Origin of the sequence: Paraburkholderia sp. J41, assembly GCF_905220235.1 — a bacterium.
In the GTDB taxonomy this organism is placed as follows: Bacteria; Pseudomonadota; Gammaproteobacteria; order Burkholderiales; family Burkholderiaceae; genus Paraburkholderia.
In genome coordinates, this window is record NZ_CAJMZE010000002.1 from 278,568 (window position 1) to 299,650 (window position 21,083).

19 protein-coding genes and 1 pseudogene are annotated in these 21,083 nt (G+C 66.6%); 8 read left to right on the top strand and 12 right to left on the bottom strand.

Going from position 1 to position 21,083, the window contains the following annotated elements; translation table 11 throughout:
• Nucleotides 1–18 precede the first annotated feature (18 nt).
• Nucleotides 19–1,587, top strand: coding sequence for a DHA2 family efflux MFS transporter permease subunit (locus U5805_RS03220; RefSeq protein ID WP_322101988.1), 1,569 nt, complete (start codon nucleotides 19–21; stop codon nucleotides 1,585–1,587).
• Between the two features lie 135 nt (nucleotides 1,588–1,722).
• On the opposite strand, the gene truB is transcribed toward U5805_RS03220, so the two are convergent.
• From truB to U5805_RS03265, 9 genes are all read right to left on the bottom strand, one after another.
• Nucleotides 1,723–2,679, bottom strand: coding sequence for a tRNA pseudouridine(55) synthase TruB (gene truB / locus U5805_RS03225; protein WP_322101989.1), 957 nt, complete (start codon nucleotides 2,677–2,679; stop codon nucleotides 1,723–1,725).
• A 10-nt stretch (nucleotides 2,680–2,689) separates the two neighbouring features.
• Complete coding sequence (rbfA, locus tag U5805_RS03230) at nucleotides 2,690–3,055, bottom strand: 30S ribosome-binding factor RbfA (protein ID WP_322101990.1); 366 nt, start codon at nucleotides 3,053–3,055, stop codon at nucleotides 2,690–2,692.
• Between the two features lie 143 nt (nucleotides 3,056–3,198).
• The gene (infB, locus tag U5805_RS03235; protein ID WP_322101991.1) at nucleotides 3,199–6,159 is read right to left on the bottom strand and encodes a translation initiation factor IF-2; all 2,961 of its coding nucleotides are present in this window, start codon (nucleotides 6,157–6,159) and stop codon (nucleotides 3,199–3,201) included.
• Nucleotides 6,160–6,311: 152 nt separating this feature from the next.
• Nucleotides 6,312–7,787 carry a transcription termination factor NusA gene (gene nusA / locus U5805_RS03240; RefSeq protein ID WP_322101992.1) on the bottom strand — a complete coding sequence of 492 codons (1,476 nt, stop codon included), beginning with the start codon at nucleotides 7,785–7,787 and terminating at the stop codon, nucleotides 6,312–6,314.
• The gene (gene rimP, locus U5805_RS03245) at nucleotides 7,784–8,242 is read right to left on the bottom strand and encodes a ribosome maturation factor RimP (RefSeq protein ID WP_322102089.1); all 459 of its coding nucleotides are present in this window, start codon (nucleotides 8,240–8,242) and stop codon (nucleotides 7,784–7,786) included. Before rimP ends, nusA begins: the two co-directional genes overlap by 4 nt.
• A 595-nt stretch (nucleotides 8,243–8,837) precedes the next feature.
• Complete coding sequence (gene rluB, locus U5805_RS03250) at nucleotides 8,838–10,751, bottom strand: 23S rRNA pseudouridine(2605) synthase RluB (protein ID WP_322101993.1); 1,914 nt, start codon at nucleotides 10,749–10,751, stop codon at nucleotides 8,838–8,840.
• 62 nt (nucleotides 10,752–10,813) lie between these two features.
• Nucleotides 10,814–11,842 (bottom strand): SMC-Scp complex subunit ScpB, encoded by a 1,029-nt coding sequence (scpB, locus tag U5805_RS03255; protein ID WP_322101994.1) that lies wholly within the window; start codon nucleotides 11,840–11,842, stop codon nucleotides 10,814–10,816.
• 311 nt (nucleotides 11,843–12,153) lie between these two features.
• Nucleotides 12,154–13,398, bottom strand: a complete 1,245-nt coding sequence (locus tag U5805_RS03260) for a pyridoxal phosphate-dependent aminotransferase (protein WP_322101995.1) — start codon at nucleotides 13,396–13,398, stop codon at nucleotides 12,154–12,156.
• Between the two features lie 150 nt (nucleotides 13,399–13,548).
• On the bottom strand, nucleotides 13,549–14,451 hold the full coding sequence (locus tag U5805_RS03265) for a LysR family transcriptional regulator (protein ID WP_322101996.1): 903 nt from the start codon (nucleotides 14,449–14,451) through the stop codon (nucleotides 13,549–13,551).
• Between the two features lie 446 nt (nucleotides 14,452–14,897).
• On the opposite strand from U5805_RS03265, the pseudogene U5805_RS03270 reads away from it, so the two are divergent.
• Together U5805_RS03270 and U5805_RS03275 are read left to right on the top strand one after the other, a co-directional pair.
• Nucleotides 14,898–15,293, top strand: a pseudogene (locus tag U5805_RS03270) (transposase); the annotation flags it as partial.
• A 388-nt stretch (nucleotides 15,294–15,681) separates the two neighbouring features.
• On the top strand, nucleotides 15,682–15,972 hold the full coding sequence (locus U5805_RS03275) for a hypothetical protein (RefSeq protein WP_322101997.1): 291 nt from the start codon (nucleotides 15,682–15,684) through the stop codon (nucleotides 15,970–15,972).
• Nucleotides 15,973–16,271: 299 nt separating this feature from the next.
• Here U5805_RS03275 and U5805_RS03280 read toward each other — a convergent pair whose 3' ends face one another.
• Nucleotides 16,272–16,586, bottom strand: coding sequence for a hypothetical protein (locus tag U5805_RS03280; RefSeq protein ID WP_322101998.1), 315 nt, complete (start codon nucleotides 16,584–16,586; stop codon nucleotides 16,272–16,274).
• 279 nt (nucleotides 16,587–16,865) lie between these two features.
• On the opposite strand from U5805_RS03280, the gene U5805_RS03285 reads away from it, so the two are divergent.
• The 4 genes from U5805_RS03285 (at nucleotide 16,866) to U5805_RS03300 (ending at nucleotide 18,539) form a co-directional block, all read left to right on the top strand.
• Nucleotides 16,866–17,594 carry a YdcF family protein gene (locus tag U5805_RS03285; protein ID WP_415914526.1) on the top strand — a complete coding sequence of 243 codons (729 nt, stop codon included), beginning with the start codon at nucleotides 16,866–16,868 and terminating at the stop codon, nucleotides 17,592–17,594.
• A gap of 159 nt (nucleotides 17,595–17,753) precedes the next feature.
• On the top strand, nucleotides 17,754–17,987 hold the full coding sequence (locus U5805_RS03290) for a hypothetical protein (protein ID WP_322101999.1): 234 nt from the start codon (nucleotides 17,754–17,756) through the stop codon (nucleotides 17,985–17,987).
• 82 nt (nucleotides 17,988–18,069) lie between these two features.
• Nucleotides 18,070–18,225 carry a hypothetical protein gene (locus U5805_RS03295; protein ID WP_322102000.1) on the top strand — a complete coding sequence of 52 codons (156 nt, stop codon included), beginning with the start codon at nucleotides 18,070–18,072 and terminating at the stop codon, nucleotides 18,223–18,225.
• A 53-nt stretch (nucleotides 18,226–18,278) separates the two neighbouring features.
• On the top strand, nucleotides 18,279–18,539 hold the full coding sequence (locus U5805_RS03300; RefSeq protein WP_322102001.1) for a DNA-binding protein: 261 nt from the start codon (nucleotides 18,279–18,281) through the stop codon (nucleotides 18,537–18,539).
• Nucleotides 18,540–18,639: 100 nt separating this feature from the next.
• Here the strand turns inward: U5805_RS03300 and U5805_RS03305 are convergent, their stop codons facing one another.
• On the bottom strand, nucleotides 18,640–19,065 hold the full coding sequence (locus tag U5805_RS03305; RefSeq protein WP_322102002.1) for a hypothetical protein: 426 nt from the start codon (nucleotides 19,063–19,065) through the stop codon (nucleotides 18,640–18,642).
• Here U5805_RS03305 and U5805_RS03310 point away from each other — a divergent pair.
• Nucleotides 19,052–20,374, top strand: coding sequence for an EAL domain-containing protein (locus U5805_RS03310; RefSeq protein WP_322102003.1), 1,323 nt, complete (start codon nucleotides 19,052–19,054; stop codon nucleotides 20,372–20,374). The genes U5805_RS03305 and U5805_RS03310 overlap by 14 nt on opposite strands.
• 79 nt (nucleotides 20,375–20,453) lie before the next feature.
• Here U5805_RS03310 and arfB read toward each other — a convergent pair whose 3' ends face one another.
• On the bottom strand, nucleotides 20,454–20,858 hold the full coding sequence (arfB, locus tag U5805_RS03315) for an alternative ribosome rescue aminoacyl-tRNA hydrolase ArfB (RefSeq protein WP_322102004.1): 405 nt from the start codon (nucleotides 20,856–20,858) through the stop codon (nucleotides 20,454–20,456).
• Between the last annotated feature and the right edge of the window lie 225 nt (nucleotides 20,859–21,083).

Here is a 21,083-nt window from a genome sequence, read left to right on the forward strand (position 1 = left end):
GTAAGTCAGGCACGGCAAATGGCAGCAGCACAACAACCCGTCGTCCATCCACCGCTACAGGGCGCGCAACTCGTGATCGGCACCATTGCGGTGTCGCTCGCGGTGTTCATGAACGTGCTCGACACGTCCATCGCGAACGTCTCGATCCCGTCGATCTCGGGCGACCTCGGCGTGTCGTCGGACCAGGGCACGTGGGTCATCACCTCGTTCGCCGTGGCGAACGCGATCTCCGTGCCGCTCACCGGCTGGCTCACCGAGCGCATCGGCCAGGTGCGCCTTTTCATGGCGTCGATCATCCTGTTCGTGATCTCGTCGTGGATGTGCGGCCTCGCGCCCACGCTGCCCTTCCTGCTCGCCTCGCGCGTGCTGCAAGGCGCCGTGGCCGGCCCGATGATCCCGCTTTCACAAACGCTGCTGCTCGCGAGCTACCCGCGCGCGAAGGCGCCCATGGCGCTTTCGATGTGGTCGATGACCACGCTGATCGCACCGGTCGCGGGGCCGATTCTCGGCGGCTGGATCTCCGACAACATCTCGTGGCCGTGGATCTTCTACGTGAACATTCCGGTCGGCATCATCGCGGCCGGCGCCACGTGGGCGATCTTCCGCAACCGCGACTCGGCCGTGCGCAAGGCGCCGATCGACGGCGTGGGCCTGGCACTCCTGATCGTCTGGGTCGGCTCGCTCCAGGTCATGCTCGACAAGGGCAAGGACCTCGACTGGTTTTCGTCCACCACGATCGTCGTGCTCGCGCTCACGGCCATCATCGCGTTCGCGTTCTTCGTGGTCTGGGAACTGACCGCCGCACACCCCGTCGTCGACCTTTCGCTGTTCGCGCGGCGCAATTTCACGGGCGGCACGATCGCGCTTTCGATCGGCTACGGGCTGTATTTCGGCAATCTCGTGCTGCTGCCGCTGTGGCTGCAAACCGACATCGGCTATACGGCCACGGACGCCGGGCTGGTGATGGCGCCCGTCGGCTTCTTCGCGGTCCTGCTCTCGCCGATCACCGGCAAGATCCTGCCGCGCACCGACCCGCGCTATATCGCCACCATGGCGTTCGTGGTGTTCGCGCTGTGCTTCTGGATGCGCTCGCGCTACACCACCGGCGTGGATACCTGGTCGCTCACGCTGCCCACGCTGATCCAGGGCATCGGCATGGCGGGCCTCTTCATTCCGCTCGTGTCGATCACGCTTTCCGGCTTGCCGGGGCACCGCATTCCGGCGGCGTCGGGCCTGTCGAATTTCGTGCGGATCATGTGCGGCGGCATCGGCACGTCGATCTTCGAAACGGCGTGGGATCACCGCACGACGTATCACCACGCGCGCCTGACCGAAGTGGCCACGCCGACCAACCCGGTGTTCAACCAGTCGATCCAGCAGATGCAGAACGCCGCCGGCCTCGATCCCGCGCAGGCGCACGGCCTGTTCGACCGCATGCTCTCGCAGCAGGCCGCGCAGCTCGGCGTGAACGACCTGTTCTTCATCTCGTCGGCGATCTTCATCGTGCTGATCGCGCTGATCTGGATCACGCGTCCGGAGCGCGCGGGCAGCGCCGATGCAGGCGCGGCCGCCTCGGCGGCACACTGATACGGCGCGCGCCGCGCCATGAAAAATGGCACGTCCGGTTCGTCACCGGCGTGCCATTTTTTTATGTCGATTCGAATCACGCGCGCCGCGGTGTGCATCGACCCCGCACCGAGCGCGCGTGGAATGCCGCGGCCTTCAGCCCTGTGCGCTCACCACGAGCCGTTCGGGCGCGAGCACGCCGCTCGCTGCTTTCGCGACACCTAGCAAGCGCCCCGCCGCATCGTAGACGCGCACGCGCTCGGCCGCTTCGCACGCCGAACGATCGAGAGCGAGCGCGTTGAGCGGCAAGCGCTGGCCGTGCGCGAAGCGGCGCGCGGCTTCGGCATCGAGCGTCACGGCGGGAAACGTCGAAAGCAGCGCGTCGACGGGTTGCAGCCAGGCGTCGCGCGCGGGCTCGTCGGCGCCGTTCAACGTGTCGAGCGTCACCGCGTGTTCGAGCGTGAGCGCGCCCACGCCCGTGCGCCGCAGCATCACGAGATGCGCACCGCAGCCGAGCGCCTCGCCGATATCTTCCGCGAGCGTGCGCACATACGTGCCCTTGCTGCACGTCACGCGAAACGTCACGTCGGGCAACGCGGCGTCGATCCATTCCAGCGCGAGAATCCTCACGGCGCGCCCTTCGCGCTCGACCGTCCGGCCCGCGCGCGCGTATTCGTAGAGCGGCTTGCCGTCGCGCTTGAGCGCCGAATACATCGGCGGCACCTGCACGATGTCGCCGACAAAGCGCGTCATGACTTCGCGCACCGCGGCTTCGTCGCACGTCACCGCGCGCGTCTCGACGGCTTCGCCTTCGGCGTCGCCCGTTGCCGTGCGAATGCCGAGGCGCATCGTCGCCTCGTAGGTCTTGTCCGCGTCGAGCAAATCCTGCGAGAACTTGGTCGCCTCGCCGAAACACAGCGGCAGCAAACCGGTCGCGAGCGGATCGAGCGTGCCCGTATGACCCGCCTTTTTCGCGCGATAAAGGCGCTTGGCGCGAATCAGCGCGTCGTTGCTGGAAAGGCCGAGCGGCTTGTCCAGCAGCAGCACACCGTCGAGCAGGCGGCGCGGGATCTTCGGCCGCGCGCCCTGGGAATTGCGTGAGGAATCGGTCATGCGAGCGGTGTCAGTCGTCTTTCGCGCGCGAGGCGTTGGCCTCGTCGATCAGACGCGACATCGCCACGCCCTTTTCGACCGATACGTCGTAGTGGAAATGCAGCGTCGGCACCGTATGAATGTGCAGGCGCTTGAAAAGCTGGTTGTGCAGATGGCCCGCGGCGTGATTGAGCGCTTCCTGCGTGGCCTGGGGGTCGCCCGTGAGCGTCGTGAAATAGACCTTCGCGTGGGCGTAGTCGGGCGTGAGCTCGACGCTCTGGATCGTCACGAGACCCACGCGCGGGTCCTTCACTTCGCGCATCAGCTCGGAGAGATCGCGCTGGATCTGATCGGCAATCTGCACGTTGCGATTCGGAGAAGAACGTTTTTTCGGCATGATGGTTCCACCTGTTGCGGCGGCATTCAGGGCGGCACGCCTCGCCGGGGCGATCATCGCCACGAACGAAAGCGGCCGCATAAAAACAAACGGGCGGGGCTGGCCAGCGCCCGCCCCGCCCGTCCTGCGTATGCGCTGGAAACTTACAGCGTACGCGCGACTTCGGTGATCTCGAACACTTCGAACTGATCGCCTTCGACGATGTCGTTGAAGTTCTTGATCGACATACCGCACTCGAAGCCTTGCTTGACTTCCTTGACGTCGTCCTTGAAGCGCTTGAGCGAATCCAGCTCGCCCGTATGGATGACGACGTTGTTGCGCAGCACGCGCACCGACGACGACCGCTTGACGATACCGTCCGTGACCATACAGCCGGCCACCGTGCCCACCTTCGGCACCTTGAAGACCTGGCGCACTTCGACCATGCCCGTGATGACTTCGCGCTTTTCCGGCGCCAGCATGCCCGACATCGCCGCCTTCACCTCATCCACAGCGTCATAGATGATGTTGTAGTAGCGGATGTCCACGCCGTTGGTCTCGGCCAGCTTGCGCGCGAGTGCATCGGCACGCGTGTTGAAGCCGATGATGACCGCCTTCGAAGCCGTTGCCAGGTTGACGTCGCTTTCGCTGATGCCACCCACGGCGGCATGCACGATCTGCACGCGCACTTCGCTCGTCGAGAGCTTGAGGAGCGCGTGAACCAGCGCTTCCTGCGAGCCCTGCACGTCGGCCTTGACGATGAGCGGCAGGTTTTGCACTTCGCCTTCGCCCATTTGCTCGAGCATGTTTTCGAGCTTCGCGGCCTGCTGCTTCGCGAGCTTCACGTCGCGGAACTTGCCTTGACGGAACATGGCGATTTCACGCGCCTTGCGCTCGTCCGGCAGCACGATGACTTCCTCGCCCGCGCCCGGCACTTCCGAAAGACCCTGGATTTCGACCGGGATCGACGGGCCGGCTTCCTTGGTCGGCTTGCCGGTTTCGTCGAGCATCGCGCGCACGCGGCCGTAGGCGCTGCCTGCCAGCACGACGTCGCCGCGATTGAGCGTGCCCGACTGGACGAGGATCGTTGCCACCGGACCCTTGCCCTTGTCGAGCTTCGCTTCGATCACGAGGCCCTTGGCCGGCGCTTCCACCGGCGCCTTCAGTTCCAGCACTTCGGCTTGCAGCAGCACGTTTTCGAGCAGGTCGTCGATACCCGCGCCGGTTTTCGCCGACACCGGCACGAACGGCGAGTCGCCGCCGTATTCTTCCGGCACGACGCCTTCCGCGACCAGTTCCTGCTTGACTCGCTCGGGATTCGCATCCGGCTTGTCGATCTTGTTGATCGCCACGACGAGCGGCACACCCGCCGCCTTCGCGTGCGAGATGGCTTCCTTCGTCTGCGGCATCACGCCGTCGTCGGCCGCCACCACCAGAATGACGATGTCGGTAGCCTTCGCGCCGCGGGCACGCATGGCCGTGAAGGCCTCGTGACCCGGCGTGTCGAGGAACGTGATGACGCCGCGCGGCGTTTCGACGTGATAAGCGCCGATGTGCTGCGTGATGCCGCCCGCTTCGCCCGCTGCGACCTTGGCGCGGCGGATGTAGTCGAGCAGCGACGTCTTGCCGTGGTCGACGTGACCCATGACCGTGACGACCGGCGGACGCGGCAGTTGCTCGGCGTCCGTCACCGTGGCCTGACCTTCGACCAGCAGCGCTTCCGGGTCGTCGAGCTTCGCGGCAACCGCACGGTGGCCGAGTTCCTCGACGATGATCATCGCCGTTTCCTGGTCGAGCATCTGGTTGATGGTGACCATCTGGCCCATCTTCATCATCACCTTGATGACTTCCGACGCCTTCACGGACATCTTGTGCGCGAGGTCGGCCACCGTGATGGTTTCCGGCACGTGAACTTCACGCACGATCGGCTCGGTCGGCGCCTGGAACGTCGAAGCGTCCTGATGGCGGCCACGGCCCTTCGGCCCGCCGCGCCAGCCGCGGTCCACGCCGCCCGACGAATCGCCGCGCGTTTTGATGCCGCGACGCTTGGACGCGTCGTCCTGCCAGCCGCCCTTGCCTGCGCCCGGCTTCTTGTTGCGGTCGCCCGCGCCCGCACCGGCGCCCGGCGCCGAGGGCGCCGCCGCCGTGGCGGGCTTCTTCGCGGCCGCGCCGGCGCCGCCGGCAGCGGGACGCGCGGGTGCGCCTTCCGGGCGCGCGGGCTTGTGCAGCGTGCCCTTCGCTTCCGCGGGCTTCGGCGCTTCGGCCGGCTTGGGCGGCTCGGGCGCCTTCACCTGCGCCTTGCGCGGCGTGTTCATCATTTCGCGAATCGCGCGTGCTTCGGCCTCGGCAGCCGCACGGCGGCGCGCGATTTCGTCTTGTTCCTTCTGTGCCTTTTCGGCGGCTTCGCGCGCGGCGGCTTCGGCCTTCTGGGCTGCTTCGCGCTGCGCGGCGCGCTCGGCGGCGGCGCGCTGTTCGTCCTGCTGGTCCTGCTGTTGCTTCACTTCTTTCGCTTCCGCTTCGGCGTTGCGCTGCGCGGCCACGGCCTGCGCGGCCAGCTCGCGAGCGGCGGTGTCCGCCGCCGCCTTCTTTTTGGCGACTTCTTCCTCGGCGCGGCGGCGCTCGGCTTCGGCAGCCTCTTCGCGCGCGCGGCGCTCGGATTCCTCGCGCGCTAGGCGCTCCTGACGCTCCTTCAGCTCCAGAGCCTGACGCTCGAGCAGCTCCGCCTCACGGCGCGCTTCTTCCTCGCGACGCTGCAATTCCGCCTCTTCGGCGGCCGCGGCTGCGTCGACTGCATGATCCGGTGCCTGTGCCTCGTCGGCATTTTCGTCGCGGCGGACGAAAGTGCGCTTCTTGCGCACCTCGACCTGAATGGTGCGAGCTTTGCCCGTCGCATCGGACTGCTTGATTTCCGACGTATGCCGTTTCGTCAGCGTGATCTTGCGCTTGTCTGCATCCGTCGAGCCGTGAGACTTGCGCAAGTGGTCGAGCAGACGCGCCTTGTCCGTTTCGGACAAGGAGTCGGCTTCGCTCGCTTTGGTGACGCCCGCCGCCTGCAACTGCTCGAGCAGCACGCCTGCAGGCATTTTCAGTTCCGCGGCAAATTGGGCTACGTTGTTACTCGCCATTCATTCCTCTTAATGCAAGGACCGATTCCTTGCGGTTGACATCGGTTCATGCGGCCGTGGGTGCCAGGCTTTCTGCCCGGCCCCGCCGCGATCAGTTCAGTGGGTCATGGTCGCTTCCTGCTCGTCGCGCCCCGATTCGCGCCTCGAAAGGCTTATTCGAACCAGTGCTCACGTGCCTTCATGATCAACGCCTTGGCGGCGTCCTCTTCCATTCCCGTCATTTCGACCAGCTCGTCCACGGCCAGCTCGGCAAGCTCGTCGCGGGTATGCACCTCGTGCTGCGCCAGTTTCGCGAGCAGGTCCGGGTCGATGCCGTCGAGACTCTTGAGGTCAAGCGCGGCGCTTTCCACCTTTTCCTCGTTCGCGATCGCCTGCGTGAGCAGCGCGTCGCGCGCGCGGTTGCGCAGCTCGTGCACGGTGTCCTCGTCGAACGCCTCGATTTCCAGCATTTCGTTGAGCGGCACGTAGGCGATCTCTTCGAGGCTCGTGAAGCCTTCGTCGATCAGGATGTCGGCGACTTCTTCGTCCACGTCGAGACGCGCCATGAACAGGTCGCGCAGCACGGTGCGCTCCTGATTCTGCTTCTGCGCGGATTCGTCCGGCGTCATGATGTTGATCTGCCAGCCGGTCAGTTCGCCGGCGAGGCGAACGTTCTGACCGCTGCGGCCGATCGCGACTGCGAGCTCGCTTTCGTCGACCACCACGTCCATCGAATGCTTTTCTTCGTCGACGACGATCGACTGGACGGCAGCCGGCGCGAGCGCGCCGATCACGAACTGGGCGGGATCTTCCGACCATAGCACGATGTCGACGTTCTCGCCACCGAGTTCGTTGCGCACGGCCTGCACGCGCGAGCCGCGAATGCCGACGCAGGTGCCGATCGGGTCGATGCGCTTGTCGTAGGCGATCACGCCGATCTTGGCGCGCACGCCCGGATCGCGCGCCGCTGCCTTGATTTCGAGCAGACCCTGCTCGATTTCCGGCACTTCCATCTCGAACAGCTTCATCAGGAACTCGGGCGCCGTGCGCGAGAGTTCGATCTGCGGGCCGCGCGCGGTGCGGTCGACCTTGGCGATCCAGGCGCGCACGCGGTCGCCCACGCGCAGGTTTTCCTTCGGAATCAACTGGTCGCGGCGCAGGAGCGCTTCGACACGGCCCGACTCGACGATGAAATTACCCTTGTCCATGCGCTTGACCGTGCCGGTCATGATGCTTTCGCCGCGCTCGAGGAAGTCGTTGAGGATCTGCTCGCGTTCGGCGTCGCGCACCTTTTGCAGGATGACCTGCTTGGCGGCCTGCGCGCCGATACGGCCGAACTCGACCGAAGGCACCGGCTGCTCGATGAAGCTGTCGATCTGCGCTTGCGGGTCCTGCTCGCGCGCCTCGAACAGCAGGATTTCCTGGTCCGGCTCCTGGAGGCCCGCTTCGTCCGGCACCACGCGCCAGCGGCGGAACGTTTCGTGTTCGCCACTTTCGCGGTCGATATGCACGCGAATGTCCGCATCCTCGTCGAAGAGTTTCTTGGACGCCGATGCAAGCGCCGCTTCAAGGGCGGCGAACACCACGTCCTTGTCGACATTTTTCTCGCGTGCCAGCGCGTCCACCAGCATCAACACTTCGCGACTCATTGTTTGCGGCTCCTAAAGTCAACTTTGGGGATAAGACGTGCTTTATCGATGTCCGCGAGCGTGAAATCGAGCATCGCGGGCCCCGTCTTCCCTTCGAATTCCAGACCGATGGTTTCGCCTTCGGGAGCATGCACGATACCCCGGTACGATTTCCGTCCGTCCAATGGCTTTTTCAACGTGATGACCGCCTCGCAGCCTGCGAAGCGTTCGAAGTCCGCCAGTTTCTTCAGCGGACGGTCGAGGCCGGGCGACGAGACTTCGAGCCGCTCGTAGTCGATGTTCTCGACCGTCAGAACGTGCTGCAGCTGACGCGTGACCTTCTCGCAGTCCTCGATTGCGATCCCCGCAGGCTGATCGATGAAGATGGTCAGCATGCCGCGCCCGGTGCGCTCGAGGTCGACCAGCTCGTAACCGAGCCCGGTGACCGTGGTTTCAATCAGTTCCGTCAGTTGCACAATGCCCACTCCAAAATTTACGCAGCGGGCCGGCAACTCCCCATTCCATGGGTTTCGCGGGCCGCGCGCCAGGTGAGCGCGCGCGCTTTCACCCTGCCAATACCTTGCACTCGGCCCCACGATGACGCACCACTTGCGGTGAAAAACCGGTTCGACGCGGATTGCGCGCTGGCAACCGCCGACAAGCTCACGAGCGGCCAATGGCAGCAGCAAGTGGCAACGACAAGTGGCCGAACCAAAAAAAAATGGGCTAGACGCCCATCTTGCCCATTCTCACCGGGTGGTCGCATCTGGGGCGCGTAAAAGCCGCACGCCCAGCGACTCCGAGATTCTAGCCTTTTTTGGACATTAACGCAAATCAAGGCCCGCGCGGGCACGGCCTTGCGGCCTTGTGCGCCCGTTCGCGCATTTATGACGCTCCGGGCTGGAATTCAAGCTTTTTCGCGGCGATTCGCGCAAATTTTCTCCGCGCGCATTCGCCAATCGACCCGCGCCGGAAAAAGCGCGCGAAAGAAAACGGCGTCTGGCGGCCTCTTCGCGAGGCCGCCAGACGCCGCTTATCCGTGGCGAAGCGTTGCGTCGTTGCGCCGCCGGCTCAGTGGCCGCGCGTGCGGTTGCGCGGCGCGCCGCGCTGACCGCCGCTGCGGTTGCCACCGGCATTGCCGCCGCCCGCGCGATTGCCGCCGGCGTTGCCGCCCGTGTTCTTGCCGCCCGGACCGCGCCGGTTGCCGTTCGCGTTGGCGTTGGCGCCGCCGCCGGGGCGCTTGCCCGCGGCCGGTGCGCGATTGCCGTCGACATCGCGGCCGCCGGCCGGACGATTCGTCGGGCGATTGCCGCCACGGCCGCCGCCGAAGCCCGAACCGAAGCCGCCCGCGCCGCTGCCCGCGCCGCTGCCCGCGCCGAAACCCGTCGCCGCACCGCGACGGCCGCCCTGGCGCGGCTGCCCCATCGCGCCGTGCGAGCTGAGCACCGGCTCGCGGTTGATGAAGCCCATCGACGTTTGCATCGGGTCCGGCTGACGGCGCTCCTGCTCCTTGCCGCCGCGACCGCCCTTCTCTTCGGCCGGCGCCTTCAGGCCGACCGCCGCCATGAGGCTGCGCACCTGGTTGTCCTCCAGTTCTTCCCAGCGGCCGCGCTTGAGGCCCTTCGGCAGCGCGATCGGGCCGTGGCGCGTGCGGATCAGGCGGCTCACCATCAGGCCGACCGCCTCGAACATACGGCGCACTTCGCGGTTGCGCCCTTCGGCGAGCGCGACGTGATACCAGTGATTCGTGCCTTCGCCGCCGCCGTCACGGATACGCAGGAAGTTCGCGGGACCGTCGTCCAGCTCGATGCCCTTGAGCAGCTTCTGGCGATTGCCCTCAGTCAGCTCGCCGACGACGCGCACCGCGTATTCGCGCTCCACGCTGTAGCGCGGGTGCATGAAACGGTTCGCGAGATCGCCCGAAGTGGTCAGCATGAGCAGACCTTCGGTGTTGAAGTCGAGACGGCCGACCGCGAGCCATTTCGCCGTCTTCATGCTCGGCAGCCGGTCGAACACCGACGCGCGGCCTTCCGGGTCGGCGTGGCTCACGATCTCGCCGGTCGGCTTGTGATAGAGCAGCACGCGCGGCGGCTTGCTGGCCAGCTTGCGCTTGATCGGCTTGCCGTTGATGCGCACCTGGTCGGTCGGCAGGATGCGCTGGCCGATATGGGCCGGCTCGCCGTTCACCGAAACGCGTCCGGCGATGATGAGCTCCTCCATGTCGCGGCGCGAGCCCATGCCCGCGTCGGCGAGCACCTTGTGCAGCTTCGGCGCGTCGTCGTCCGGGCTCAGCACGCGCTTGGGCTGCTGCGGCCGGCCGCGGCGCAGCATCGGCGCGCGCACGCCCGAACCCGTGCCGTTATCGGCGTCGAACGCGGGCGAGGTGACATAAAGGAACAGATCGTCTTGCGTCGAATCGCCGCCGGCGGCCGACGCGTCGCCACGCGCATCGCCGCGATTCTGGCCTTGCTGGCCGGGCTGATTTTTCTGGCGCTTGCTCGCGCCCTGCTGACGCGCGCCGCGACGCTCGCCCGTCGATTCGCCTTGACGGTCGCCGCGCGGCTCACGACGCGCTTCATTGCGTCCCTCGCTGCGAGCCTCACTGCGCCCCTCGGCCTGCGATTCGCCTTCCGCTGCATTCTGGCGGCGGCCCTTGCGCGCGCCGGCATCCTTGCGCGGCGTGCGCACCTGCGCGGCGATCACGCCGTCCGGCGGCATTTCCGTGGTCGCCGACGCAGCCGGGGCGTCCGCGCCGTCCGTGCCTTCGGCTTTCGCTTTCGCCCCCGCGCGGCGGCGCGCGATCAGGCTGCGCGGACCGCGGCGCAAACCGCGGCGCGGACGATCTTCGCCTTCGCCGCCCTGGGAATCTCCGCCCGGCGCGCCGCCTTCGACCTGCGACACGCGCGGTTCGTCGTCGCGCGCGGCTGACGGGCGGCGCGAGGATTCGGACGCGTCGGCCGAATCGGTATCGTGGATATCTGTCAAAACAACCTCAAAATGTCAGGTTGCGCGCCCGCTTGCGGGGCGCGTCAAAAGTGCGTGTTGCGTCAGATGCCGCGCGGGGCGGCTTCGTCGTCCGTCGTCGAGACGGGGTCGTCCTGCGCCGCGTCGCGGCGGTCTTCGTGTTCTGCGCCGGCGGCCTCGACCGCGTGCGCGGCGGAGTGCGTTTCGGCGTGAGGGCTCCGCGCCGCGGCGTCCTCGTGGGGTGCTTCGTCGTGCGCTTCCACGGCTTGAGGCAGCGCCGCGTCAAGATCGGCATCGGCCGTATTCGCAACCCGCGCGCCCGCAACGTCGTTCGCCAGATCCGCGTCCTGCGCGGCTTCGTCCGGTGCCGTCGCGCTCGACGCGACATCTTCGGCCAGTTGCGGCGTCACGCCCGCGTCGGGTGCCGCATCCGGCGCCTGCGGATCGTCGGCCTCGCCCGCTCCTGCCGATTCCACCGATTCCACCGGTCCCGCCGATTCCACCGCTTCGCTCGATTCGCCCTGCGCGGCGAACTGCGCCGCGTCGCTGTCCGGGAATTCGATCGCGTGCTGCGCCAGCAACTGCTCGCCCAACTGGTTCGACGGATCGTCGAGCGGCGGCAATTCGTCGAGCGACTTCAGACCCAGGTCGTCGAGAAATTGACGCGTGGTCGCGTACAACGCCGGGCGGCCCGGCACGTCCCGATGACCGATCACTTCGATCCAGTTGCGGTCCTCGAGCTGCTTGACCACCTGCGTGTTGACCGTGACGCCGCGAATTTCCTCGATGTCGCCGCGCGTGACCGGCTGCCGGTACGCGATGATGGCGAGCGTTTCGAGCACCGCGCGCGAATAACGCGGCGGCTTTTCGGGGTGCAGGCGGTCGAGGTAGGTCCGCATTGCCGGTTTGCTCTGGAAGCGCCAGCCGGACGCCAGCCCGACCAGTTCGACGCCGCGCCCCGACCACTCGTGCCGCAGGTCTTCGAGCAGGTTGCGAACCGTATCGGCCGATATATCGTCGGCAAACAGCTTGCGCAGATCACCGATCTTCAGCGGCTCCTGCGTGCAGATCAATGCAGTCTCGAGGACGATCTTCGCCTCTAGGGTATTCATGCAGCCAGGTCAGACCTAGTTAAGGTAAATCAGGTTCAAGGAACCGGATCAGACAGACGAAAGACGATATGGAACTGGAGACGCGCTCGCCCGATTCTGATCGGTCATATTGATGGGAGCACGCACCGGGGGGCCGCTAGACAACACATGCGCAGGCAAGAGCCAGACCCAGCCGGACGGAGCAGCGAAAGATCCCGTAGGGATTCGCGTGACTGAGCGCCATATTACGCAAAAACGCGGGGTGCGTAAAGCAGCATGTCCGGGCTTCACCTCAACGGGCGCAGCCCGCACCGCGGCGGGGCAAAACGCCCTCAACGCGCGCCGTTTGCCTCGAGATAGCGCGCGAGCCGCGCCACGCCCGCGTCGAGCCGCGCCGGATCGCACGCATAGCACCAGCGCACGAAGCCCTCGCCCTCGGCGCCGAAAGCGCTGCCCGGCGCGAGACCCAGACCCGCGTCGCGCACCAGCGCCTTGCACAGGTCGAGGCTGCGCGCCGCGCCCGGCAGCCGGAAAAAGAGATACATGGCGCCGGGCGGCGCCTTGACGTCGACGCCCGGCAGCTTCGCGAGCGCCGCCGCAAGATGGTCGCGCGACGCGCGCAGGTCGGCGACCAGCGCGCGCGTGAACGGCTCGCCCTGCTCCACGGCCGCGATGCCCGCCTGCTGCACGAACGACGGCGCGCACGACGTGTTGTACTCCACCAGCTTGCCGAGATCGTCGGTGAGCGCGCGCGGCACGACCATCCAGCCGAGCCGCCAGCCCGTCATGAGCCACGCCTTCGAGAACGAATTCACGCAGATCAGGCGTTCGTCGCGCGCGGCCAGATCGAGGAACGAAGGCGCGCTGCGCTCGCCCGCCGCACCGTAGTAAAGGCGCTCGTACACTTCGTCGGCGACGATCCAGATGCCGTGGCGGCGGCAATGCGCGAGCACCGCGCGCTGCTCGTCGCGCGTCATCACCCAGCCGGTCGGGTTGTTCGGCGAATTGATCATCAGCAGTTTCGTGCCCGGCACGAGCGCCGCCAGCAGACGGTCGAGATCGAGCGCCCAGCCGCGTTCGCCGTATTCGAGCGCCACCGTTTCGACCGTCGCGCCCAGAATCTTCGGAATCTCGACGAGATTGGGCCATAGCGGCGTCACCGCCACCGCGCGGTCGCCCGCGCCCACCACGAGTTGCGCCGCCAGCATCAGCGCGTTCACGCCGGCGCTCGTCACCGCGATGTGTTCCATCGGCGTCGCGCCGTGCAACTCGCTCACGTAGCGTGCGAGCGACTCGCGCAGCGGCGCGATGCCGAGGTTGTGCGTGTAGAACGTGTCGCCGCGCCCGAGCGCCTCGGCGGCGGCCTCGCGAATGAACGGCGGCGTCACCCGGTCCGACTCGCCGAACCAGAACGGCAGCACGTCGGGCACGCCGAAGCCCGCGTTGGCCACTTCGCGGATCTGCGAGGCGCGCAGCGCGCGCACGGCCGCACGCGCGCCGGCTGCGGCTTCGCCGCGCGGTTCTATCGGCCATTCGGACGACACGGAAACGGGGGACGACGGATCGAGATCGTTCATCGAATTTCGCGGACGGCGCAAAGTGTGGGAAAACGCAAAGTGTAGCCGTGAAGCTGTGGCCGTGAAGCTGTAGCCGTGAAGCGCGGCGCGCGGCCCGGCGCGCTCGGGGCAAGGGCCGCCGGCCAATGCGGGTAAGCGCGCGCAAACGCGCTAGCGCCCCGCCTCGGGCCGCCCGGCGAGCTGGCGGATCAGCGACCAGACGGCTTCCGCCGCCGGCGAAAGCGAGCGGTCGCGCCGGCGCACGAGTTCGACGGTGCGCTCGGCGCGCGGCACGAGCGGACGCGCCAGCAGCGACGCGCCCGCCGGCACCGGCAGCGCGAGCCAGGGCAGCACGCTGATGCCGACGCCCGCCTCGACGAGCCCGAACACCGTCGCCGGATGGCCCAACTCCTGCACGACCCGCGCGCGCACGCCCTGCTCCGCCATCACCGCGTCGATGAGCGGCCGGCTGCCCGACGCGTGATCGAGCATCACGAGCCGTTCGCCATCGAGCGCCTTCCATTCCACCTGCTCGCGCGCCGCCAGCGGATGATCGTCGCGCGTCACCACGCAAAACGAATCGGTGGTCAGGCATTCCGTTTCGAGATCCTCGGCAGCAAAGGGCCCGATGATGACGCCGAAATCCACTTCGCCGAGACGGATCTTGCGCACCACGTCGCTCTGCACGTCGTCGCGCAGGCCGAGCGTGATGTAGGGAAACTGCCGCCCGCTCGCCGCCACGACCTCGGGCATGAGGCGGCACGCCACGGTCGGGCTCGCCGCCACCACGACGCGCCCGCGCCGCTGTTCGCCGATCTCGCGAATCTCGCGCAGCGCGTCGTCGAGATCGCTGATGAGCCGCGGAATGCTCGCGATCAGGTTCGCGCCCACGTCGGTGAGTTGGACCTCGCGCGTCGTGCGATCGACGAGCTTTACGCCGATTTCCGTCTCCAGTTCGCGCACGCAGCGGCTTACCGCCGACTGCGTGAGTCCGATCTCGTCGCCGGCGCGGCTGAAGCTCTGCAATCGCGCGACTTCGATGAACACCCGTAGCTGCCGCAGCGTTACATTCATCCGAATCCCTCATGAATCAATCAATTTCATGCGCAATTTTATGCGATTTGGGGCTTTCCGAATGCGCTATTTCAAGTGTTACAGCAATGTGAATCGTCCGCGCAATTGTTCGCCGCAATGCAGCAATAAGGCGCAAACGCACGGCTGGCGGGCCTCTTTGCACAAGATTGGTGATTCTCCCGATTTTCTCGACAACAGTTTTCGAGTCTTATACGCCCCTGGCAATCTCCCGCGCGGGCTTGGCGCCACGCGGCTTCAAGACGACGACGTGCAAGCTGGCATGGTTCTCGCATTACAGCCTGCACAGGTTCGGTGGACGCCCCGGAAGCAGGAAATCCGGTTAGACCTTCCGATCCCGCCTGGACTTTGGCATCCGGCCACGAGTTCATGAAGAGTGCGCAGCGCGGGGCAGCGCACCGGAGATAGCTTCGCTGAGGTGAAACATGATGCTGTTCGACGATTTGAGAGACAACGAATGGGCGCTGGTCGAGGCTTTGTTCTGTGCCGAACCGGCACGGAGCGAGCGGCGCGGACGGCCTCGCGTCGAAGCGCGTGCTGTGGTCAACGCGGTGCTCTGGGTGCTTTCGACGGGTGAAGGCTGGTCCAAGCTGCCGGGCCGCTATCCGTCGCCGCCGACCTGCCGCCGCCGTTTCGACGAATGGCAGGCGGACGGCACGCTCGCCGAGATCGTCAAGCGACTGGGCTCGAACGGGCGCGAAATTTCGCTGCGCGGCCGCATCGGCGCGACGGCGACCAAGCCGCCCGCGCCGCCGAGCCGCGACCGTCTGCGCGGCGCATTCTGGACCAACCCGGAATCGTGGCGCGCGCCGGTCAAGATGGCCTGAGCGTTCGTTCTGTCTCGCAATCTATCCTGACTGACCCTGCCTGCCGGGCGCCGTGCGCGCCCGGCGCGGCAACCCGCCCAAGCCGCACCTCGCGGCGAACTCGCCGCCTCTGCGGCCTTCGCGGCGCGTCTTCCGCGCCTGTGCGCGTCTCCCGCCTGGTATTCGCCTGGTATTCGCCTCGTTCTCGCCTTGTATTTCCGCCCGCTTTCGACGGACCATTCCGGTGCATGCCGGTCGTCATTTAAGTGCGCACGCAACGTGTTTTAGCCAGCGGCGATACATCTCTTTACGAAAATTTACAGCGCGCTTTCGTTCGGACGCTTAGCTTAGAACCATGTCCATTAACGTCAATATTCGGTATTGACGGGAAGCCGCCATGAAATCCATGAATCTGCTCATTCGGGGCGTCATGGTTTCGCTGTCAGCCCTTCTTTTTTTCGCGCCGACGGCGTCGTTCGTCTCCTTTAGCGCTGCGGCCCAACCGCCGCACGCAAGCGTGCCGAGCTGGTCGATGTCCCCGACAGCCATGTCCCGCGCGGGCCGCGACTGGCCGCCGGCCACGCAGTCCGCCGACGCGGGAAATCCGCCCGTGCCGCGCGGCGATCTGCGCGGCGATATCGCCGACAATGCGCGACGCAGCGCACCTGCGCGCCCCGAACCGACACAGCGCCGCTGACACGCGGCCATCAATCCGCGAGGGGGCCGCCGTCCCGGTCGTCTTCGACCGTCCGTTTGGTAAGCGCTGAATAAGAAGGTGCGAAATAAGGTGACCAAAACATCGACCGAAACGTCATTGTTAAGTCGTACCGAACGATGCCGCCAGGCGCGCTGCCTGGCACATACCCTGCCTTGGGGAACCACTGCGCGATATCGGCGGTCTATCTATTCGCCATCAAGCACAGCGTGGCAGCAGTAAATCCGGTAAGCCCGTATTTCGATACGGGCTTTTTTTTGCGGAAACGGCGCGCGTGACGGCTAATTCGCCTCGAGACCCGCTTGCGCGGCCGGTTCGGCCACATAATCGGCGATGCGCTGCGTGCTCCACTGCTGCAAGGCGCGCTCCTCGCGCGCGAGCCGGTTGAATTCGGCACGCCCGCGGTCGGTAAGCACGGCAATGTCCACGGGCGCGTGAAAACCCGGTGCGGGCGCGACCGTGCGCTGCCTCACGATGTCCATGAGGCCGAGATTGCGCAAATACTGGAACACTTTCGGAACGCGCGCCCACGGCACCTGACGATACTGCACGCGCCGAAGCGCTTCGAGTACTGCTTCGTTGGAATACGTGGTCATCTCACTTCTTTCTTAAAATGCAGACCTGCTATTGTTGCGCCTGCGCACTCGCAGACGCAGCACAGGCATGTGCCGCTAAGCCTCCAACACGGCGGGCCTGCACGTTCGGCGCTCGCAATGCGCGGCGCTGAAGCGGCAGGTGAAATCCGGGCCCCGTGAGAAGCGCAATCTCCGCTTCCCGCGCGGCCACCGCAACGCCACGCTCGCGGCGCAAAGGCGGTCGGACGCGCTTTCTCCCGAAAACAATACGTTACCTCATTCAAATTGATTCTAATCGTTTTGTTTGCGCTATTTATTGCGCTGGGCGTGCTGTGGCGCAGCGCGCGCTGGCGTGTCGCAGGCGGCGCGGCGGCCTTGTTCTGGCTGCTCGCGGCCGGCTGGCTGAGCGGCGCGCTGCTCGACCTGGCCCAGCCGCCCATCTATCGCACTCCGTACGATCGCGGTCGGGCCGCACTTCCCGCCTTGCCGTTCAGCGCTCATACGGCGATTGTGATGCTCGGCGGCGGCACCGACTATGTCGACGGCAAGCTCGTGCCGAAAGACGACGTCTACGCGCGCATCGCGCTCGCTTCCCGGCTTTATGCGCAATGCGCGCAGGCGGGCGGCGCGTGTCGCGTGATCGTGAGCGGCGGCAATCCGCAGCACCATGAACGCGCCGAAGCCGACACCTATGCGCCGTGGCTGCTCGCCGCGGGCGTGCCGCGCGACGCGCTCGTTCTCGAAAACGAAAGCCTCACCACCTGGCAGAACGCGCGTAACGTGGCGGCGCTCGTGCATCGCCGGCACGACGAAGCCCTCGTGCTCGTGACCTCGGCCTATCACATGCCGCGCGCCATGCTCGATTTTCACCGCTTCGAGATGGCCCCGCTGCCCGCGGTATCGAATGTGCGCCACGTAAAGCGCGGCTTGCTGCCGCGCTGGCGCAATCTCGTCGCGGCCGAGACGGCGCTGCATGAGTTGATCGGCATCGCTCAGTTTTATGTCTATCGAATGATTGGATGGTTTTAGCGTGACAGATACGCGACAGCAGATGTAACGGTGTGTAACAGGCGGCCGCGCACCTTACGCGATGTCATCTGGCGCGACTATTTGATCGTTAGAATGACGTGTCCATCCTGCTTGGACAGGTACAGGCTGGGTCCATAAACCGCTCCTTCGGAGGTAGAGATGAAAAAAGTGTCCCTCGCAGTCCTGATTTCACTTTCCGCATTGACGGGCGCGGCCTACGCGCAGTCGGACAACGGCGTCACCATGAGCACCGATCCGGCGAAAGCCGCCGACGTCGAGCAACGCGCGCAGGACTTGCAGCAGCGTCAGCAGGCGTCCATGTCGACGCAGCAGGAAATGCCCATGAAGCATCACAAGTCGGGCCATCCCCATCACAAGAAGGCCGCGCAATAAGTTTGCGGGCCTCGCGCGAGGCGGCGAGAATGGGCGCGGCATGCCGCCCTGCACCGCCGCCTCGCGTCGTCATGGAAAGCCGATGCCGGATCACACCGGCGTCGGCTTTTTTTATTGGCCCGAAGCTGCCGGTTTAGCCGCCGCATCAACCACCCGCTACGGCGAGCGACGCGCGGGACGCCTTGCTGCGGCTCAGGCGCGGTATGCTAAAGTCGCGCACCTCGAAATGACGCAGTGAAGTGACTCGGCGTCGCGTACCCACCTTGAGCGCGCCTCGCGCGGAGAATCCCCATGAGCAATATCCAGCTCGATATCGAATGGACCGAAGCGGCTTCCCGCAAGATCGAAAAACTGATGCCGCGCGGCGGCAATCAGGACGCGTATCTCGCGCTGCCGCCCATCGAATGCCTGCCGATGGAAGGCGACGTGCTGTTTCTCGGGCCGGCCGGCAAGCAGCAGCCGTTCATCGTCGCGGAACGCCAGTACCATCACGAAGGCGACGCCGACTGGACCATCATCCTGATCCTCGACGTACCCGACACGCGTCATTGAGCGCCGCACGGCGCCTTCCGCGCTGTTGACCTGGCGGGCGCGCGCCGCGCCCGCTGCGTCATCCGACCGTTGCCGAACGGCCGATCTCACTTGATCGTTTTCACTCCGTGCGCTCCGTGCGTTTCGGCGCGATCCGCTTTGTGAGCCGCGTTACGCGCTCACCGCGCGCGGCCCGCGCCGCCTCGCGCTCCCGGCGCTTGATGAACGCGAAGCGCCGCGCTTCGCTCGCATCGCGATGCGGTTCGCGCCGCTCGGTATCGCCGCGCCGTGCGAACGCCGGGCGTGCGCGCAACGCAAGTTTCGAGCTGGCCGGCTTCGCCGCCACCATCGCCACGCAGCGGCTTCCGCCATCCCGCACGCTTCTTTCGCCGACGATAGGGCGCGCGGCGGGTATATCGCGTGCGTGAGCGTCGTCGAGTCGGGGCGTGGCGTCGCGTTGTGTGGCCTCGGCCACGCCCGGCTTGCACCCGGGTTGCCTACACTGGAAGACCCCCTTCACCGCGCACCGAGCCATGCCGAATTCCACCGCGAAGGCCAGCGAGAGCGAGAGCGATCCCGAGCCCACGGCGCCCGCGAGCCTGCCCGACCGGCTGGAGCCGCGCGACGGCGGCTTTCGCGCAGCGTGGCGCGGCCATACGCTCGAAAGCGCTTTTCAGCCGGTGCTGTCGATCACGCATCAGCGCGTGGTCGGCTACGAGGCGCTGTTGCGCGTGACCGATGCGGCGGGCAGACCGGTCGCGCCCGACGCCTTGTTCGCCGCCACCCAGGGCGAGGACGCGCAGCAACTCGACGAACTCGCGCGCTGCCTGCATCTGGCGAATTTCGTCGCGCAAAACGTGCAAACCGGCTGGCTGTTCCTGAACACGCTGCCGCGCAGCGCGCGCGCCGCCGATCCCGCGCAGGCCGCCATCGACGGCCTGTGCCGGCATTTCGACTTTCCGCACGAACGCGTCGTGATCGAAGTGCTGGAGCAGCGCGGCGGCGACGAGCCCGGCTCGTTCGTCGACGAACGTCCGCCCGCGGGCGCGCGCGATTTTCTCGTCGCGCTCGACGACTTCGGCGCGGGCTTCTCCAATTTCGACCGCGTCTGGCGCTACCGGCCCGATATCGTCAAGCTCGACCGCTCGCTCGTCGCGCGCGCGGCCACCGACGAAAGCAACGTGGCCTTCATCGCCGAACTCGTCTCGATCCTGCATCACGCGGGCACGATGGTGCTCGCCGAGGGCGTCGAAACCGAGGCGCAACTGATGGAACTGATGCAGGCCGACGTCGACCTCGTGCAAGGTTTCTGGTTCGGCGAACCCGACGCTTCGGTGCGCGTGGCGAGCGCGAACGCCCCGGCGCTCGCGCAGACGATGTGGCGGCGCTTCGCCGAGTATCGGCGGCGCAGCGAAGTGCTCGAGCGGATCAACTTCGGCTCGCTCTCGCACGCGATGTTGCGCGGCGCGCGCGTGCTCACGCAAGGCGGCACGCTCGAAGCGGCGGCCGCGGCGATTTTTCGCGACACCCGCGCCTTGCGCGTGTTCGGCGCGAACGAGCAAGGCGAGCAGCACGCGCCGTCGATCGCCGCGCCCGGAGTCGGACCGCCCGCGCGCCTCGCGCCGTTTTATCCCGACACCGACAGCAACTGGTCGCGCCGCGAATACTTTCGCCGCGCACTGGCGGCGCCCGGGCGCGTCGCGGTCATGGGTCCGCACTACTCGCTCAACGACGGCGAACTGTGCTACACCGCCGCCATCGCGCTCGACTTCGGCGGCGCCACGCACGTCCTCTGCGCCGACTTTCCGCCCGAGCACGGCCCGCGCGAGCGGCCGCGCCGCCGCACCGAGGACTGACCCGGCGCCGCGAAGCTGGCGCAATGCCATGCGCGTCCCGCAGCGAAACGGGCTCGCCTTATTCGGAAACGGGCTCGCCCTATTCGGTCACGCGCCGGCGCCCCGCCTTCGTCTCGCTGTTGCGCGCCTTCGTGTCGAGCCGCCGCAATCGCGAAGCGCGCGTGGGGCGCGTCGCCACGCGCGCCTTGCGCGTCACGCTCACGCTATCGACGAGTTCCTCCAGCCGCGCAAGCGCCGCGACGCGGTTCTGCTCCTGGGTGCGATATTCCTGCGCCTTGATGACGACGACGCCTTCGCTCGTGATGCGCCGGTCCGAAAGCGCGAGCAGACGCATCTTGAGCACCTCGGGCAGCGACGACGCGCGAATGTCGAAACGCAGATGAATCGCGCTCGACACCTTGTTGACGTTTTGCCCGCCCGCGCCTTGCGCGCGGACGGCGACGAGTTCGACTTCGTGCAAAGCGATAGGCGCGCGGTGTGTCATATCGGCGAAGAAAACGGGCTGAAGCGACCTCGTAAAGCCGCATGAAAGAAAATGGCTGCCAGGCCACGCAACAACGCCAGAGTGTCGCACATCGCGCGCGGCGCATCGCATGCCGCTTCCTGTTCTCACACTGCGCGGGCACGCGAAATGCGATTTCCCGCGCTTCGATGCGGCCGCGCCCGCGGCCCGTTTGCCGGGACGCCGCGCTTGAACCATAATTTTCAC